Source organism: Bifidobacterium catulorum (assembly GCF_003129925.1).
Taxonomy (GTDB): domain Bacteria; phylum Actinomycetota; class Actinomycetes; order Actinomycetales; family Bifidobacteriaceae; genus Galliscardovia; species Galliscardovia catulorum.
Genome location: NZ_QFFN01000024.1, coordinates 19,275 through 35,477, shown reverse-complemented (window position 1 = coordinate 35,477; position 16,203 = coordinate 19,275). Strand labels below are relative to the sequence as shown.

14 protein-coding genes are annotated in these 16,203 nt (G+C 62.6%); 4 read left to right on the top strand and 10 right to left on the bottom strand.

The window, feature by feature from the left end:
• Positions 1-331 precede the first annotated feature (331 nt).
• The 6 genes from DF200_RS08115 to DF200_RS08090 form a co-directional block, all read right to left on the bottom strand.
• Positions 332-1,141: an amino acid ABC transporter ATP-binding protein gene (locus DF200_RS08115; RefSeq protein ID WP_338323272.1), complete on the bottom strand. Its 810-nt coding sequence runs from the start codon at positions 1,139-1,141 to the stop codon at positions 332-334.
• 158 nt (positions 1,142-1,299) lie between these two features.
• The gene (locus tag DF200_RS08110; protein WP_109137774.1) at positions 1,300-2,202 is read right to left on the bottom strand and encodes a substrate-binding periplasmic protein; all 903 of its coding nucleotides are present in this window, start codon (positions 2,200-2,202) and stop codon (positions 1,300-1,302) included.
• 145 nt (positions 2,203-2,347) lie between these two features.
• On the bottom strand, positions 2,348-3,013 hold the full coding sequence (locus tag DF200_RS08105) for an amino acid ABC transporter permease (protein ID WP_109137773.1): 666 nt from the start codon (positions 3,011-3,013) through the stop codon (positions 2,348-2,350).
• Between the two features lies 1 nt (position 3,014).
• Positions 3,015-3,659, bottom strand: coding sequence for an amino acid ABC transporter permease (locus tag DF200_RS08100; RefSeq protein WP_109137772.1), 645 nt, complete (start codon positions 3,657-3,659; stop codon positions 3,015-3,017).
• A 342-nt stretch (positions 3,660-4,001) separates the two neighbouring features.
• Positions 4,002-4,709 carry an oligoribonuclease gene (orn, locus tag DF200_RS08095; protein ID WP_109137771.1) on the bottom strand — a complete coding sequence of 236 codons (708 nt, stop codon included), beginning with the start codon at positions 4,707-4,709 and terminating at the stop codon, positions 4,002-4,004.
• A gap of 84 nt (positions 4,710-4,793) precedes the next feature.
• On the bottom strand, positions 4,794-5,837 hold the full coding sequence (locus tag DF200_RS08090; RefSeq protein WP_109137776.1) for a LacI family DNA-binding transcriptional regulator: 1,044 nt from the start codon (positions 5,835-5,837) through the stop codon (positions 4,794-4,796).
• 383 nt (positions 5,838-6,220) lie between these two features.
• Between DF200_RS08090 and DF200_RS08085 the strand changes: the two genes are divergently transcribed.
• The 4 genes from DF200_RS08085 to DF200_RS08070 all read left to right on the top strand — a co-directional run bounded on the left by DF200_RS08085 (position 6,221) and on the right by DF200_RS08070 (position 11,663).
• Positions 6,221-7,978: a glycoside hydrolase family 13 protein gene (locus DF200_RS08085; protein ID WP_109137770.1), complete on the top strand. Its 1,758-nt coding sequence runs from the start codon at positions 6,221-6,223 to the stop codon at positions 7,976-7,978.
• Positions 7,979-8,164: 186 nt separating this feature from the next.
• Positions 8,165-9,433: an MFS transporter gene (locus DF200_RS08080; protein ID WP_109137769.1), complete on the top strand. Its 1,269-nt coding sequence runs from the start codon at positions 8,165-8,167 to the stop codon at positions 9,431-9,433.
• A gap of 502 nt (positions 9,434-9,935) precedes the next feature.
• Positions 9,936-10,787, top strand: a complete 852-nt coding sequence (locus DF200_RS08075) for an FxLYD domain-containing protein (protein WP_109137768.1) — start codon at positions 9,936-9,938, stop codon at positions 10,785-10,787.
• A 246-nt stretch (positions 10,788-11,033) separates the two neighbouring features.
• Complete coding sequence (locus DF200_RS08070; RefSeq protein ID WP_109137767.1) at positions 11,034-11,663, top strand: hypothetical protein; 630 nt, start codon at positions 11,034-11,036, stop codon at positions 11,661-11,663.
• 181 nt (positions 11,664-11,844) lie between these two features.
• Here the strand turns inward: DF200_RS08070 and guaB are convergent, their stop codons facing one another.
• From guaB to DF200_RS08050, 4 genes are all read right to left on the bottom strand, one after another.
• A complete protein-coding gene (guaB, locus tag DF200_RS08065; protein ID WP_109137766.1) occupies positions 11,845-13,389 on the bottom strand; it encodes an IMP dehydrogenase in 1,545 nt (514 codons plus the stop codon).
• A 66-nt stretch (positions 13,390-13,455) separates the two neighbouring features.
• Positions 13,456-13,977, bottom strand: a complete 522-nt coding sequence (locus DF200_RS08060) for a Cg1360 family ATP-synthase-associated protein (RefSeq protein WP_109137765.1) — start codon at positions 13,975-13,977, stop codon at positions 13,456-13,458.
• A gap of 76 nt (positions 13,978-14,053) precedes the next feature.
• Complete coding sequence (locus DF200_RS08055) at positions 14,054-15,301, bottom strand: MraY family glycosyltransferase (protein WP_109137764.1); 1,248 nt, start codon at positions 15,299-15,301, stop codon at positions 14,054-14,056.
• A gap of 82 nt (positions 15,302-15,383) precedes the next feature.
• Complete coding sequence (locus tag DF200_RS08050) at positions 15,384-16,043, bottom strand: L-threonylcarbamoyladenylate synthase (protein WP_109137763.1); 660 nt, start codon at positions 16,041-16,043, stop codon at positions 15,384-15,386.
• Between the last annotated feature and the right edge of the window lie 160 nt (positions 16,044-16,203).

The window sequence follows — 16,203 nt, the reverse complement described above, 5'->3', positions numbered from 1 at the left end:
TTCCATACCCGCACACACAAAAGCCCCGGCCACGACGCCGAGGCTCAACACCCCACCACACAAACTGGCGAAGGCTCATATTTTCTTGTGTTACCGTCAAGTTACCGCCGAAACATCTAGAACACAGTATAAAAAATGGTCTTCTCTGCAATCAGAAAAGACCATATGACCATGCGACAGGAGGACATCCATCCCCTCAGTCGGTCCGCGGCTCCGGCTCCCCTTCCCGGGAAGGGGAGCCGAAAAAGACCACCGTCACGCCACGACCCCCGGCGGAGGGGAGCAGTCGAACAACACGAAACCGAGGGGGTGCCCGGCAGCCGAACCTGAACTACCTCCCGACCGCGCTGAGGAACCTCCTCGTGCGCTCATTGACCGGATGTGCCATGATCTCCTTGGGATCGCCCTCGTCGATGATCCGCCCGTCCGCCATGACGACCAGATGGTCGCCGACGTCGCGTGCGAAGCTCATCTCATGCGTCACCACGCACATGGTCATACCGCCCTCGGCCAGCTCGCGCATGACGTTGAGCACCTCGCCGCTCACCTCGGGATCGAGCGCGGACGTCGGTTCGTCGAACAGCATCACGGCCGGGTCGAGCGCCAGGGCGCGGGCGATGGCCACGCGCTGCTGCTGACCGCCGGAGAGCTGCGAGGGCCTATGATCGGCGCGGTCCTCCAACCCCACGCGTTTGAGCAGCTCCATCGCCCGCTCCTCGGCCTCCTCCTTGCCACGCCCGAGTACGTGCATCTGGGGGAACACCACGTTCTTCAACGCGCTCATGTGCGGGAACAGGTTGAACTGCTGGAACACCATGCCGCATTTGCGGCGCAGCGCCATCAGGTCGGACTTGCCCAGGTTCTCGGTGAAGTCCACGAACTGCCCGTCGATCACCATATTGCCGTCGTCGGGCTGCTCCAGCAGGTTGATGCATCGCAGCAGCGTGGACTTCCCCGCGCCGGACGGCCCGATGATCGAACACACCTCGCCACGCTCGACGCGCAGCGACACCTCGTGCAGGATGGTGTTGCCGTTGTACGACTTCACCACGCCACCCAGTTCGATCATGTATCTGCTGTGGTCGACGCCGTCGGCGTCCTTCGCCGCCACGGATTGAGAGACCAACGTTGCCAATGTCATGATGACTTCTCCTTCGTATCTGCCGTATCTGCGGCACGCGCCGCATCCATCCGTTGTGTGTGAGATGCCCACGGAAGCCGCCGAACGCCGTCCCGGACGTCCGCTCGGCGGCCACCGTCAGCCGGCATCGGTCGATGCCGTCAATCGATCCCGCGGGATCAGTCCGTCGCAGGGACGACGTACTGCTTGTCGCGGATCTCGGCGAGGCCCTCGTCCAGACCGTACTTCTTCAGCGTGGGCTTGACCTTGCCGTCCTTGATGATCTTCTCGATGCCCTTGTCGAACGCCTGGCCGAGCGAGGTGTTGCCCTTGGTGTACGGGTAGCTGACCTCCGGGGGCTCGACGAGGGAGTTGATTCGCTTGTCGGGGTTCTTGTTGGCGTATTCGACGGCGATGTTGTCGTTGCCCTTGAATTCGTCGACGGCGGTGCCGTACGCCTCCATGATCATGTCGACGCGGCCGGCCTCAAGGTCCTGCTTCATCTCGACGGAGCTCGGATAGGTCTTGACCTTGTCTCCGAAGACCTTCTGCATGTCGGCCAGCCAGCCGTAGCCGTCGCCGATGCCGATGGTCTTGATGCCCTTGGCGTCGATGTCGTCGATGGACTTGACGTCCACGCCCTTCTTGGATGCGTAGCCGACGCCTTCAAGGTAGATGGAGCGCGGGAAGTCGACGACCTGCTCGCGCTTCTCGGTCACGTTGATGTCTCCGGTGGCGGTGTCGATCTGGCCGGAGGCGATGGCCTGCATGGCGTTGGCGAAGGACGCCTGCTGGTATTCGACGTTCAGGCAGTTGGCGTCGGCGATCTGCTTGATGAAGTCGATGTCCATGCCGGTGGGGCTGCCGTTGTTGTAGCTGGAGTACGGCGGCTGGTCGATGACACCGACGGTGAGCGTGCCGGATTTGATGGTCGTGATGTTCGACACCAGTGGCGTGCAGTTCGCCTTGGCGCCGGACGAGCCCGACCCGCCTCCGCAGGCGGCGAGTGCGGTGACGCTCATCAGGGCGGCGCAGGCCGCGGCCATCAGTTTCGTTCCTCGGGTGATCCTTGCGGTACGCATGATCGGTTCCTCTCTGTGATGACGGCCGCGTTGTGGGCCACGGCCGATCTATGGTGACCTGGTTATGTTGTGGGATAATGGCGCAGACGATGGCTGGTCGGACCGTCGCCGGCACGTGCGATGGGCGTTCAACCGCTGTTGTGGGTCAGTAGCTGAGCGCGAGCCGGCGTTCGAGCCAGCGGGTGATCCATGAGGCGGGCAGCGTGACGACGGCGTAGCACAGTCCGGCGAGCACGAAGACGCGCAGGTACTGGAATGTGGTGGAGCCGTAGGTGTATGCCTCCTTCATGAGCTCCGGCACGGCCACGGTGTAGGCCAGGGACGTGTCCTGGAACAGGAGGATGGTCTGGCCGAGCAGCGCGGGGACGATGGAGCGGAACGCCTGGGGAAGGATCACGTAAAAGAAGATGACGCGTCCGTCGAGCCCCAGCGCGTCGCCGGCCTCGTTCTGCCCTCCCGGAACGGCCTGTATGCCTGCTCGGAATATCTCCGAGCAGTAGCAGGAGTAGTTCCAGGCGAGGGCGATGATGGCCGAGGGGAAGCTGTCGAGCAGGATCCCGAAGCCGGGCAGTCCGAAGTAGACGAGATACAGGATGATCAGGGCCGGCATGCCTCGTCCGATTTCGACGACGACGAGTCCGATGGCGCTGATGACGCGGTTGCGGCTCATCACCATCATGCAGAACAGCAGGCCGAGCGGCAGGCCGATGATCATGGAGACGCCGGCGAGCGCCACGCTGATCTGAAGGCCGTGCAGCATGTTCGGCAGTCCTTCGCCCCAGAACTGCAGCAGTGGTTCCTTGGGCACCATGTCAGATCACCGCCTTGCGGAGGTTGGCGTCGAGCCGGCGCGACAGCATGGCCACGGGGATGCTGAGCAGGATGTACAGCACGCCGGCGATGGCGTAGGGGAGCACGCCGGCCACGGTGTTGATGTTCTGCTTGGCGTATCCCTGCGCCATGAAGACCATTTCGGCCACGGCGATGGTGGATGCGATGGACGAGTTCTTCAGCAGACCGATGAGGTATGTGGCGATGGACGGGCTGACGATGCGGGCAGCCTGCGGCACGATGACCCCGAAGAACGACACGGCGCCGGGGATGCCGAGCGCGGCCGCGGCCTCGTACTGGCCTTTGGGCACGGCCTGCAGACCGCCGCGGTAGATGTCGGCGAGATATCCCGCGGAGATCAGTCCGAGTCCGACTATCGCCGCCTCAAGGGCGGTGATGCGGAACGCGGGCGTGGACAGTCCGAATTTCAGCAGGAACAGCCACACGATCATGGGAATGCCGCGCAGCAGGTCCACCGCGAGGCGCACCACCCATCTGACCGGTGCCACACCGGTCCGTAATCCAAGTGCCATGGGGATTCCGAGCACCGCACCGATCGCGAACGACACGACGGTGATGAACAGCGTCATCGGAAGTCCGGAAAGCACCACGAGAAGCGGCTCCATACGAGCTCCCTTCACTAGCAACACATGTGAACCCCTGCAAGGGACATCGTGGGAAGCGTTTTCGGAAAAGGGGCCGTCATATCGACCGTTCGCTTCCTCCCTTGCGTTGGTCATCATTTAAAGGGAGGAAAGGTCCGTTTTGTTTGCCGTCATGTAAAACGGAAATGAACCACGGTCTGGTTCGTAGTCCATTCGTAACACCGCGGAACGCAGGACGATACATAACGCTCGCGCATGATAAACGACGGCCGTGCGATCGTCGATGATCACACGGCCGTATGGCGGCATCGTCTATATATATGGATATATGGGAAAGAATCGATGACGCGGCAATCCGGCGATTCAGTAGTCGGCCTTCTCCGGCGTATCGGGGTCCTCGACGGGGTTGCCGTCGTTCTCGTATGTGCGCAGCAGGCTGGTGGCCTCGATGTCGGCGGCGATGGCCCTGGCCTCGTCGGCGTCCGGGCCGGGGGCCGGCGTGAAGAACGCCTTGCGGTAGTAGCGCAGCTCGTCGAGCGATTCGATGATGTCGGCGAGCGCGCGGTGTCCGCCGTGCTTGGCCGGCTTGTTGAGGTACACGTCCGGATACCAGCGGCGGGAGAGCTCCTTGAGGGTGCTCACGTCGATCACGCGGTAGTGCAGCAGGGCCATGAGGTCGGGCATGTAGCGGTCGAGGAACTTCTTGTCGCTGCCGACGGAGTTGCCGGCCAGATGGGCCTTGCCCCTGGCGGGCAGCCACCGCTTCACGTATTCGACGACCCTGCGCTGGGCCTCGTCGAGCGGCAGGCCGTTGGCGTTCCATTCGTCGATGAGGCCGGAGGACGTGTGCATGTTGCGCACGAAGTCGTCCATGTGCGCCACCGCGGCGTCGGACGGCCTGATGACCAGATCGATGCCCTCGTCGAGTACGTTGAGATCGAAGTCTGTCGGCACGACGGAGACCTCGCACAGCTCGTCGTGGAAGATGTCCAGTCCCGTCATCTCGCAGTCGATCCAGATCATGCGCGAGGCCGCGGAGTCAAAGGTCTCGTTGTCGTTATGCGATGCCATGTTCGCCCTTTCACCTGTGGTAATGGAACAGGTAAGCATACCTCGGCATCGGGATTTCCACGGCATCGGAATTTCCACGACCGCCTATGCCGCGGATTCGATGACGGGGCCGGTGGTGTCGCGTAGCACCATCGACGTGGGCAGGATGAGATACGGGTCGGCCGGCCGTTCGCCCCTCATGAGGGCCAGCGCGCGCAACGCCGCCTGCCGACCGGTCTCGATCGGGTTCTGGTGGATGGTGGTGAGCCCGGCGACCGCGGCCACGTCGCTGTCGTCGAAGCCGATGACGGAGACCTCGCCGGGGATGTCCCACCCCAGACGTCTCAGCTCCTTGATCAGGGACGCGGCGCAGGCGTCATGCTCCACGCAGATGCCGGTCGGCCGGACGGGGGCGCTGAGCAGCTGGGCGGCGATGCCGGAATACTCCTCCTGCTCCCCCGGCACGCCGGACCGCGCTATCGACGGCACGACGAGCACGTCGTCGTCATCGCAGCCGACCTCGCGGACCGCCGTCCGGAATCCGTCCAGGCGGATCTCCGCGCTGCATGGCAGCGGCGAGACGACGGGCTGTTCGATGTACGCCAGATGCCGGTGTCCCAACGAATGCAGCAGGCGCACGGCGGCGCGCATGGCGGCGAAGTCGTCGATCTTCGCCGAGGCATCCAGACCGTCGTCGGTGGGCGTGTTGATGCCGATGACCGGCACGGTGAGTTCGGAGAGGATGCGCTTCTTGGCGTCGTCGAGGTCGAACGACACGACGATCACGGCGTCGACGTTCTGGTTGTTGGGCAGCGTCTTGAAGAACCGGTCGAGGTCGCGCCGCTCCCACATCACATTGGGTATGACGTCGTACCCCTGTCTTGACAACACCTCGTACACGCCTTCGAAAGCGTGCGAGTTGAACCATCCGCTGATCTCGTTGGGCAGCAGGACGGCCACCTTCATGGTCTTGCCGCTGGCCAGCGACGACGCGCTCTTCGAGAACGAGAAGTTGAGCTCCTCCGCGGCGCGCTCTACGCGCTTGCGTGTATCGGGGTTCACCTTGTCGAGCCCCCGGAGCGCCCGGGAGACGGTGGACACGGACACCCCGGCCGCCTCGGCCACATCGGAGATCGTGGTCCTTGCCATCATTCGCCTCCTTTGCCGATATGTATGGCATCGTATTCATGCAATACACAACAGTATACATAAAAACGCTTGCACCTCAGACAATCCTTGAAACACAGCGCTTTAGCGCTCACATGGCCACGACACGCCGATAACGTTTTGATAAAAGTTATGCAAGCAATATTATCAATACCAACAAAAACACATACCGGAAACGGCACTGCAACAATCGCCTAAGATTCAACAGTCAAAGGAGACAACGAAAACGTAGGCAAAACTTACCTTTTTCCAGTCTTCGATTATCGTTTCCGATAGTGCAAACGCTTTTATAAAACCAAATGGAAACCGTCGCGGCTACGTAACCGCCGTGACTGAAACGTTCGCAACCGATTCAAGGAGGAGTTATGGCACGGAACGCAAGCAGCGACCCGGCACTGTGGTGGAAGCAGGCCGTCGTCTATCAGGTCTACCCCCGCTCATTCAAGGATTCCAAGGGCTCCGGCCTCGGACAGATCGCCGGCGTGACCGAGAAGATCGACTACCTCGCCAAGCTCGGCGTAGATGCGATCTGGCTCAGCCCCTTCTACCCCTCCCAGCTCGCCGACGGCGGCTACGACGTGGACGACTACCGCAACGTCGACCCCAAGCTCGGCACCATGGACGACTTCGACGAACTCGCCAAGGCCGCCCATGAGCGCGGCATCAAGGTCGTCGTCGACATCGTCCCCAACCACTCCTCCAACCTGCACGAATGGTTCAAGGAGGCGCTGGCCGCGGCCCCCGGCTCCCCCGAACGCGACCGGTACATCTTCCGCGACGGCAAGGGACCCAACGGAGACCTGCCCCCCACCAACTGGGACAACCACTTCGGCGGCCCGGCCTGGACCCGCGTTCCCGACGGCCAGTGGTACCTGCACATGTTCACCAAGGAACAGCCCGACTGGAACTGGAAGAACCCCGAGGTGCGCGCCGACTTCATCAAGACCCTGCGCTTCTGGCTCGACCACGGCGCCGACGGCTTCCGCGTGGACGTGGCCCACGGCCTGGCCAAGGACCTCGACCGCGACGACCTCGACAACTACGTGGTGTGGTGCACCTCCGACCAGCCCGACGACGGCTCGCACCCGGTGATCGACCGCGACGAGGTGCATGAGATCTACCACGAGTGGCGCAAGGTGTTCAACGAGTACGACCCGCCGGCCTTCGCCGTCGCCGAGGCCTGGGTGCAGCCCAACCGCCAGTACCTGTACGCCAGCCCCGACGACCTCGGTCAGATCTTCAACTTCGAGTTCGCCAAGAAGGACTGGATCCGCGACGCCATGCACGAGGCCATCGAGGAGGGCATCGCCAGCGCCGACCGTTCCGGTTCCTCCGCCACCTGGGTGATGAGCAACCACGACGTGGTTCGCCACGCCACACGCTACGGACTGCCGCAGGTGCCGACCAGCGAATACCACCAGCTCGCCAAGGACTGGGTGCTGCGCGACGGCACCACCTACCCGCTGAACAAGGAGCTCGGCACCAAGCGAGCCCGCGCCGCGATCCTCATGGAGATGGCGCTGCCCGGCTCCGCCTACATCTATCAGGGCGAGGAGCTCGGACTGTTCGAGGTGGCCGACATCCCGTGGGACCGCGTCGAGGACCCGTCCGGACACCGCACCTCGCAGGCCGCCAGCACCAAGGGCCGTGACGGCTGCCGCGTGCCGCTGCCGTGGGTCGCCGCCGACGCCCCGAAGCTCGCGGACCCCGACGACGAATTCGGCGTCGGCGGATCCTTCGGCTTCTCTCCCGCGGACGCCGCCGAGGAGCCGCATCTGCCGCAGCCGGCATGGTACAAGGACTTCGCCGCCGACGTGGAGGACGCCGACCCGGACTCCATGCTCAACCTCTACCGCAAGGTGCTGGAGCTTCGCCACAGGCTGCAGACCACCGACCTGAGCATCGAATGGCTGCCCGAGGACCGTTCCAGCGGCAAGCCCGACGGCGCCAACGGCTTCACCGGAGGCACCATCGCCTACAAGCGGGCCAACGGCTGGGCGTCGATCACCAACTTCGGCGCCGACCCGGTCGACCTGCCCGCCGGTGAACTGCTGCTCACCTCCGGCCCGTTGACCGACGACGGAAGGCTCCCCCAGGACACCTCCGCATGGATCCAGCTCTAGCCCTCACCATCCCGCCTTTTCGACGACAGGGGAAGAGCGGGATATGCGATGCTCGACCGTAAGCTAGCGGACGGCGCCGCCGTCCGCGTGGCCGAACGGCCTTGAGTATGTCGAGCATCACATATCCCGCTCCCTCACGCAAAGACTTCACCTGAATAACCAACATCTCAAAGAGGAGAAAAGGAAATGACCACTGCAACAGTGAACCCGACTCCGGCGAACACCAAGTCGGAGAAGTGGCGCTACGTCGGAGGCTTCATGGCCTTCGCCGTGCTCTCCGGCGTCGCCTTCTTCGGCACCATGTCCGTGCTTGTTCCGCAGCGTCTGCGCGCCGACCTCGGCATGGGCGCCACCGAATCGACCGCCGCACTCGGCGCAATCAACTCCGCCGGCTCCATCGCATCCATCTTCATCGCCCTGTTCATCGGCGCCTTGTCCGACCGCACCGCAAGCCGTTGGGGCAAGCGCACCCCGTGGATCTTCACCGGCGCGTTCATCTATGGCATCTGCTTCTGGTCGCTGAGCCGCCCGTCCACCGCGCTCATCATCGGCATCTGCTATGTCGTCGCCCTCATCGGCCTGAACATGGTGCAGGCGCCGATCTACGCACTGATCTCCGACCGTGTCGAGGAATCCAACCGAGCAACCGTGTCCGCGGCCATCGGCGGCGGCGGCGTGATCGGCCAGGGCATTGGCACGCTGATCGGCTCCCGCTTCATCGAGAACGTCGAGGTCGGCTTCATCTGCACAGGTCTGTGCGCTCTCGCCGCCGGCGTGCTCGCCGTGGTCATCACCCCGAAGGAGCCGTCCAGCAAGGACATGGTGAAGGACACCTCGAAGCCGATGTGGAAGGTCATCGTCGAGTCCCTCACCCCGCCGCTCAAGGACTGCGGCGACTTCTACCGCGCGTTCGTCTGCCGTACCTGCCTCATCGTCGCCTACCAGATGATCTTCAGCTACCAGCTGTACATCCTCACCGACCACATCGGCGAATCCACGAAGCAGGCCGCCGTGTCCATGTCCGTGATCTCCGTGCTCACGATGGTCGCCTCCATGGTCGCCTCCCTGATCTCCGGTCCGATCGCCGACGCGCTGCACCGTCGCAAGGCCCCGATCGCCGTCGCCTGCGCCGTGTTCGCCATCGGTCTGGCCATGCCGTGGATCTTCCCGACCCAGATGGGCATGTTCCTCTTCGGCGGCATCGCCTCCTTCGGCTACGGCATGTACCTCTCCGTCGACCAGGCGCTGAACGTGGACGTGCTGCCGAACAAGGAGACCGCCGGCAAGGACCTCGGCTTCATGAACATCGCCACCTGCGCCGGCCAGGCCATCGGTGTGGCGATCACCTCCAGCATCGTCGCCGCCACCCACTCCTACAACTTCGTGTTCCCGACCGCCATCGCCATGGCCGCGATCGCCGCGATCGCCGTCCTCGGCATCAAGCGGGTCAAGTAACACATGGATGGTCCGGCCGTCATCGGAACACCGGCCGGACCATCCGAACCATACGTACCGTTCCATCCCTCCCCCACCAGTCCCTGCAGCCCAAAAGGCGGCAGGGGCTTTTTCGTGTATATCCGTCATCTTCCGCACACCTTCATAGCCGAGCATCGCGCGACATCATCGTCCGCCGTCGAATGCAAAGGACGAAGCGCCAACACCACGGTTTTTTCGGTTTCGTCCGTCAACAGATCATCATCCCAATCCCCCGGCCGCTGCAATCATGCGGTTTTGCGACGACACTCCCGCACACGGCGAAGGACGAGGCACAACAACCCGCCCGTTCACGCCGTCGTCCTTGAAACCAGCAGCGCTCTTGATGGGCGAAAAGCATCTAGACATCCAGATATTTTGCGGAACCGTGAAGCACCTGCATCAGGGCATCGCATAAGATAAAAAAGCCTCTCATTCCCAAAAGAGACAGAGAATACAAGAGGGACAGTCAGGAAGGACCATCATGAACGAGGAAACCCATCCCATAGACGGCAACAAGCCGAACCAGGAGAAGCAACAAACCCCTCATCCGGCACAACCCGCTCAGGGGGGGGCAGCGATAGGAGGTAACCAGGCGCCCTCCGCCGCCCCGACATCCTCGACGACACAGACACGGATTCCGCAACATCCATTCCACAATCCGCCGCAGGATACCTCCTCCCAGTGGGCTCCTCGAACGACACCGACCTCATCCCCGTACAAAACGCCACAGACCGCGGAACCGAGAGCACAAAGCCGAACCATTACGCTGAAGCTCCCTGCGTTCATCGGATTGATTGTCGCCATCGTCGCAGCTCTGGTCATAGGCGTCGTGGCCGGGGTCGGCATGAGTTCCACAGCCATTGACGATGCCAATAACCGTGCGGAGGCCAGCGAAGCCGATCGCCAGAAAATCGCCGATGCCTACGACCAGGTCATGAGCCAAATCGAACAGGAAACGCAGCAGCAGCAAAAGCAGTCGACAAGTGAGCAGGCAATAAAAGTCACTGGCGGACATTGGAACGGAGATACTTACGGAACCGGATATGGTCGGGGAGTCATCACTGTCCGCAACGATGGCACAAAGACATTAAGTAATGTCGGCATTGTTGTGGCGAAGCTTGATGCTGGCGGGAAAGTGACCGGAGAAGCAAATGGACAACTGCAGACAGCTCTACAGCCCGGTCAATCAGCCGATATCGATTTCATGCTTGACCCCTCAGACAAGAATGTGACCCATGCACAGGCAACGACCATTCTCTACTCTCTTGACAAGAATGGAACCGACTTCACACAGTACAACATAACCAACGCCCCTAAAATCGCTGTCAAGTAGTCATAAACGGCTCTCCCCCATAACGGGGGGGAGAGCCGTTATTAAAGCTGGATAAGTCGACGAAACCGTATTCGATGTTCCAGCTATGGAAACCGATTTCGGATGTTACGACATCGCGCCGGCAAAATTCACATAGCACGTCATTGTTTTTGAGATCAAAGACTGATTCATACTTCGTATCATCAACGATTCGTTCCGGAAAGGAACCTTCAGCAATGAATAATCCAACCAAAAAAAACAGTCACCTTGTCGTGGCTTCAGCTTGTTATCGCCGCCATCATCGTTGCAGCGGTTTCCGTGGCATGCACACTTACGGTCACCGCCGTAATCAACGACAACAGGGCGAGGACAACAGCCTCCGAAAGCTATCGGAAACCGGAAAAAGCATCATCATCGCCTACCACCACGTCCAAGAAAAGCGAACGCGGTTATCTCATCAAGCATATCGGCGACAAAGCCGCATATACGAAGTCTCAGAATGACCGCACCGAAATAGCCTCGTGGACTGCGACAAAGATCACACTCGACCCACCATGCAAAGGTGCCACGGACCAGTGGAACAATTATGGCAAACCGAAAAACGGGCATTTCGTCACCATCGACTTCACCGTGCAGACCACTCCGCAGATGAGGGACAGCAATATCAGCATATTCACTCTCGGCATGCAGGGCGCGTGGAAATACATCGAAAAGGACAGAACCCAATGGAGCGGGAACCCCATGAACTCAGTCACCGCAAACTGCGTTCCCGAACAGAACCGACTGCCCGATTCGATAGGCCCCGCAGTGAAAGCGAAAGGTACCGTCATGTTTGATCTGCCAAGCACCGATGGATATCTGGTGTTTGACAACGGTTTCGAATACCCATTGGGTTAGCACACTGTCGTGAGTGATGAAATACGATGTAACTCATCACTCATGGGGAGGCCTCCGCCCCCTGGTATCCGGGATTCGCATACGACGGCAAACGGCTTCCCGCCGCGATTGGCGACGGGAAGCCGTTGTGCGCTATCAGGTCCGAGGCCGTTCAGCCGGTATCGGCGGCCGACCGGAGTCGTCAGCTGTGGAAGCCGGTGTAGTTCGGGGCCTCCTTGGTCATCACGATGTCGTGCGGGTGGGATTCACGCAGCGCGGCATCGGTGATGCGGATGAACTTGCCCTTGGCCTGGAGCTCGGGGATGTTGTGGGCGCCGACGTAGAACATCGTCTGGTGCAGGCCGCCGACCAGCTCGTACAGCACGTAGTTGAGCGGTCCTCGGTAGGGCACCTGGCCTTCGACGCCTTCCGGCACGACCTTGTCGGCGGTGGTGACGTCGGCCTGGAAGTAGCGGTCCTTGGAGTAGGACTTCTTGCCACGCGGGGCCATGGCGCCGAGGGAGCCCATGCCACGGTAGATCTTGTACTGCTTGCCGTGCAGAAGCACCTTCTCGCCCGGGGCCTCCTCGCAACCGGCGAGCAGGCCGCCGAGCATCACGGAGTCGGCGCCGGCCACGAGGGCCTTGCCGATGTCGCCGGAGTAGTGGATGCCGCCGTCCGCGATGCACGGGACGTCGAACTCCTTGCAGGCGCGGGAGGCCTCGTACACGGCGGTGAGCTGCGGGACGCCGACGCCGGCGACCACGCGCGTGGTGCAGATGGAGCCGGGGCCCACACCCACCTTGACGGCGTCGACGCCGGCCTCGATCATGGCCTTGGCGCCGTTGTAGGTGGCGATGTTGCCGCCGATGACCTGCACGCCGTCGAAGGCGTGGTCGGCCTTGATGCGACGGATCATGTCGAGCGCCAGACGGGCCTCGCCGTTGGCGGTGTCGACGACGAGCACGTCCACACCGGCCTCCATGAGGGCGGTGGCGCGCTGCCATGCGTCGCCGAGGAAGCCGATGCCGGCGGCAACGCGCAGACGGCCCTGCCCGTCCTTGGTGGCGTCCGGGTACTGTTCGGTCTTGACGAAGTCCTTCACCGTAATCAGGCCGGCGAGCTTGCCGTTGGCGTCGATGAGCGGCAGCTTCTCGACCTTGTGCTGGGCGAGCAGACGGTGGGCGTCCTCCTTGGAGATGTCGGCCGGACCGGTGATGAGGTTCTCCTTGGTCATCACGTCGGAGACGCGCAGGCGGTCGTAGTCGTCGGGGTTGACGAAACGCATGTCGCGGTTGGTGATGATGCCGACCAGATGGTCGTCCTTGTCGACGACCGGCAGGCCGGAGACGTGGTAGGCGGCGCACAGCTTGTCGAGGTCGGTCAGCGTGGCGTCGGGCTGCACGGTGAGCGGATCGGAGATCATGCCGGATTCGCTGCGCTTGACGATGTCGACCTGATTGGCCTGGTCCTCGATGCTGAGGTTGCGGTGGATGACGCCGATGCCGCCGTTGCGGGCCATGGCGATGGCCATCTGGGCCTCGGTCACCGTGTCCATGGCGGAGGAGAGCACCGGGGACTTCATGGTGATCTCGCGGGTCAGACGGGTCGAGGTATCGACTTCGGACGGAATGACGTCGGTCTCGTTGGGGAGCAACAGAACGTCATCGTAGGCCAGTCCAAGCTGCTGGAATGGAGTGGCGAGCGGTTTGTATGCGGACTCTTGTTCTGAAGTGTTAGAAGCCATAGATTTACTCTATAGTCGTGCGTAGACCTCACTACCATTCCGTGTCTCGGACACGAAATCGGCATCTCACTCCTTGGAAGGGTCACGCGTCGGCGGGTCGACGTACGGGACCCTCGATGTGGCGGCCGTGTGCACCTCCGCCGCGAGGATGATCATCGCGCCGATGAGCAGCAGTATCGCGCACAGTTTGGGGTTGAGCCACGTGGCGTCCTTGATGGACAGCAGGATGACCGCCACGATGGCCACCTTGATCATCCAGCCGAGCAGGAACCAGGTGAGGTACGCCGCCGGACGCAGGTGCATGCGGCTCAGGATCGCCACCAGCAGGGGGTTCGACAGGCAGAACAGCACCACGGCCACCAGGGCCATGACCGCCGACCATATGCCCGGCAGCCCGTAGAACATGTATCCGACGATGACGCCGACCACGGCGAAGACGCCGATGAACAGCAGGCTTTGGTAGATGGCCCGGTACATGAGCTCCCAGATGGTCTCCTCGCCGGCGCGCTTCGGCCTGCCGAAGCGGCCGCGAGGCCTGGCGTCGTCCCCGTTCACGGTCCTGCCCTCGTTGTTCTTGTCGTTCATCATGTCTTCCATCCGTCGTCCGTGGTCGTCAGTGTTTCGTGGTCGTCAGTGTTGTATGGCCATCAGTGTCGTATGGCCGTCAGTGTTTCGCGGTCTGGTCTCGCACCGATGTGTCGTTCCCGCGTTCGGCCCTGCGATGGCGTCCCGCCGTAACCGTATCCGTACTATGTTTCGGACGTCCCATATTACCCTTCGCCGATTCGCGCGCGGCGGACATGGCGGCGTTTTCCGCGCGGATCTCGGGGATGCGCCGGCGGAAATACGGATACAGCGTGGCGAACGTCAGTATGACCGTGGCGATGGCGAAGCCGATGGCCACGTATCTGATGCTGAAGAACAGGACCATGATCGATCCGAAGGCGATGAGCGCGGCCCAGCCCCACAGGATGAGCACGGCGCCCTGCACGGTGTGCCCGATGCGCAGCATGCGATGATGCAGATGCATGCGGTCGGGGTGCATCGGCGACTGACCTTTCGCCAGACGCCGCGTTATGGCGAGGCACATGTCGAGCACCGGCAGGAACAGCACCAGCACGGGCAGCAGTATCGGCATGAACATGGGCAGGAAGATGCTGGCATGGATGGTCGTCGGATCGAGGCGGCCGGTCATCACGATCGACGCGCAGGTGACGAGATAGCCGAGCAGCATGGAGCCGGAATCCCCCATGAACAGCTTCGCCGGATGCCAGTTGTGCAGGAGGAACCCGATGCATATGCCGACCAGGGCGACGTCGATCATCGTGGCCATCGACGCGTAGCTGGGCGAATTGCGGGCGATGATGTACGAATATATGGCGAAGGCGACGCCGCCTATCGCCACGATGCCCGACGACAGGCCGTCGAGCCCGTCGACGAAGTTCACGGCGTTGATGGACGCCACGATGAGGATCGCGGTGATGGCCATGGACATGCTCGGCGAGGCGGCCACCAGGGAGCCGAACGGCAGCGACACCACCTGCAGGCCTCCCCATGCCACGAACACCGAGATGATGAGCTGGCCGGCGAGCTTGAGCATCCAGTCGAGGTCCCAGCGGTCGTCGCACACGCCGAGCAGGCAGACGAGCACCGCGCCGATGGTGATGATCCAGGGCTGCAGGGAGTTGTGGAACAGTCCGCGCGTCAGCGGCAGCCGGCTGGCGAAGCACATGGCGACCACGAAGCCGAGCATCATGCCCACGCCGCCCATGCGCGGGGTCGGGATCTTGTGCACGTCGCGGGCGCGCACCCGGCCGACCGCGCCGAATTCGATGGCCACGTGGCGGACGATCGGCGTCAGCAGGAACGTCGCGCCGCCGGCGATGGCGGCGATGAACAGGTAGATTCTCATGCTTGGATGCCTTCCGTCATCGTGGTCGTCATGGCTTGTCGTATCGTCATGGGTCGTCGTATCGTCATGGGTCGTCGTGCGGTCATGCCGCGCGGTCCCTGCCGTGCAGCGCCTGTCGGATGGTTCGCTGGCCGATCACGCCTTCACGCAGGATGGCGATGCCGTCGCGTCCGTGAACGTCCGACGCCACCACTGTACTCGACAACGGGCCGGGTGTGGGACCGCCGTCGAGGTACAGGTCCACGGAGTCGCCGAGCGCGTCCGCAGCCTGCCGCACCGTCTGGGCGGATTCCCCTCCGGAGAGGTTGGCGCTCGACGCGGCGAGCGGGCCGGTGGCGCGAAGGATGCGCAGGGCGTCCTCGGAATCGGGCACCCGGATGCCCTGCGTCCTGCCGGGGCGGGCGTTCGCAACGGTGCGGACCGTGACCAGCGGGCAATCGTCGCGCGCCACGCAGATCGGCGAGAACGCGCCGGGAAGGAACACGCGGGAAAGCCGGTCGAGCGGCACCGGCAGTTCGAGCGAGTAGTCGGCAAGCTCGTCGACGGAGGGGAACAGCACCTGCAGCGTCTTCGCCGCGGGACGGCGCTTCGCCGCGAAGACCGCCGCCACGGCGTCGCGATTGCGCGGGTCGCATGCGATGCCGTACACCGTGTCGGTGGGCAGCACGATGATCCCTCCGTCGCGGACCGTCCGGGCCGCGATTTCCAGCGCCGTATCGTCGATCGGCATGATCCGAACCATGATGTCCTCCCTGTTCGAGCCTCACCATTGCACCACTTCGTGCCGACGATGGGATGCGGCGACATCCCGCGATTCATGAACCGCGCGATACGCCCCGATAATCCCCGCATCGGGAGGATATCTGCCGATTCATGAATTATGATACGTACAAACGTACTCA

Bases quoted from the DNA above. Each gene is read 5' to 3' on its own strand.
- DF200_RS08080 (WP_109137769.1), top strand. From the start codon at position 8,165: ATGACCACTGCAACAGTGAACCCGACTCCGGCGAACACCAAGTCGGAG.
- DF200_RS08050 (WP_109137763.1), bottom strand. From the start codon at position 16,043: ATGGTTCGGATCATGCCGATCGACGATACGGCGCTGGAAATCGCGGCC.
- orn (WP_109137771.1), bottom strand. From the start codon at position 4,709: ATGGCATCGCATAACGACAACGAGACCTTTGACTCCGCGGCCTCGCGC.
- DF200_RS08105 (WP_109137773.1), bottom strand. From the start codon at position 3,013: ATGGTGCCCAAGGAACCACTGCTGCAGTTCTGGGGCGAAGGACTGCCG.
- DF200_RS08100 (WP_109137772.1), bottom strand. From the start codon at position 3,659: ATGGAGCCGCTTCTCGTGGTGCTTTCCGGACTTCCGATGACGCTGTTC.
- DF200_RS08110 (WP_109137774.1), bottom strand. From the start codon at position 2,202: ATGCGTACCGCAAGGATCACCCGAGGAACGAAACTGATGGCCGCGGCC.
- DF200_RS08085 (WP_109137770.1), top strand. From the start codon at position 6,221: ATGGCACGGAACGCAAGCAGCGACCCGGCACTGTGGTGGAAGCAGGCC.
- DF200_RS08055 (WP_109137764.1), bottom strand. From the start codon at position 15,301: ATGAGAATCTACCTGTTCATCGCCGCCATCGCCGGCGGCGCGACGTTC.
- DF200_RS08115 (WP_338323272.1), bottom strand. From the start codon at position 1,141: ATGACATTGGCAACGTTGGTCTCTCAATCCGTGGCGGCGAAGGACGCC.
- DF200_RS08090 (WP_109137776.1), bottom strand. From the start codon at position 5,837: ATGGCAAGGACCACGATCTCCGATGTGGCCGAGGCGGCCGGGGTGTCC.
- DF200_RS08060 (WP_109137765.1), bottom strand. From the start codon at position 13,977: ATGATGAACGACAAGAACAACGAGGGCAGGACCGTGAACGGGGACGAC.
- guaB (WP_109137766.1), bottom strand. From the start codon at position 13,389: ATGGCTTCTAACACTTCAGAACAAGAGTCCGCATACAAACCGCTCGCC.
- DF200_RS08075 (WP_109137768.1), top strand. From the start codon at position 9,936: ATGAACGAGGAAACCCATCCCATAGACGGCAACAAGCCGAACCAGGAG.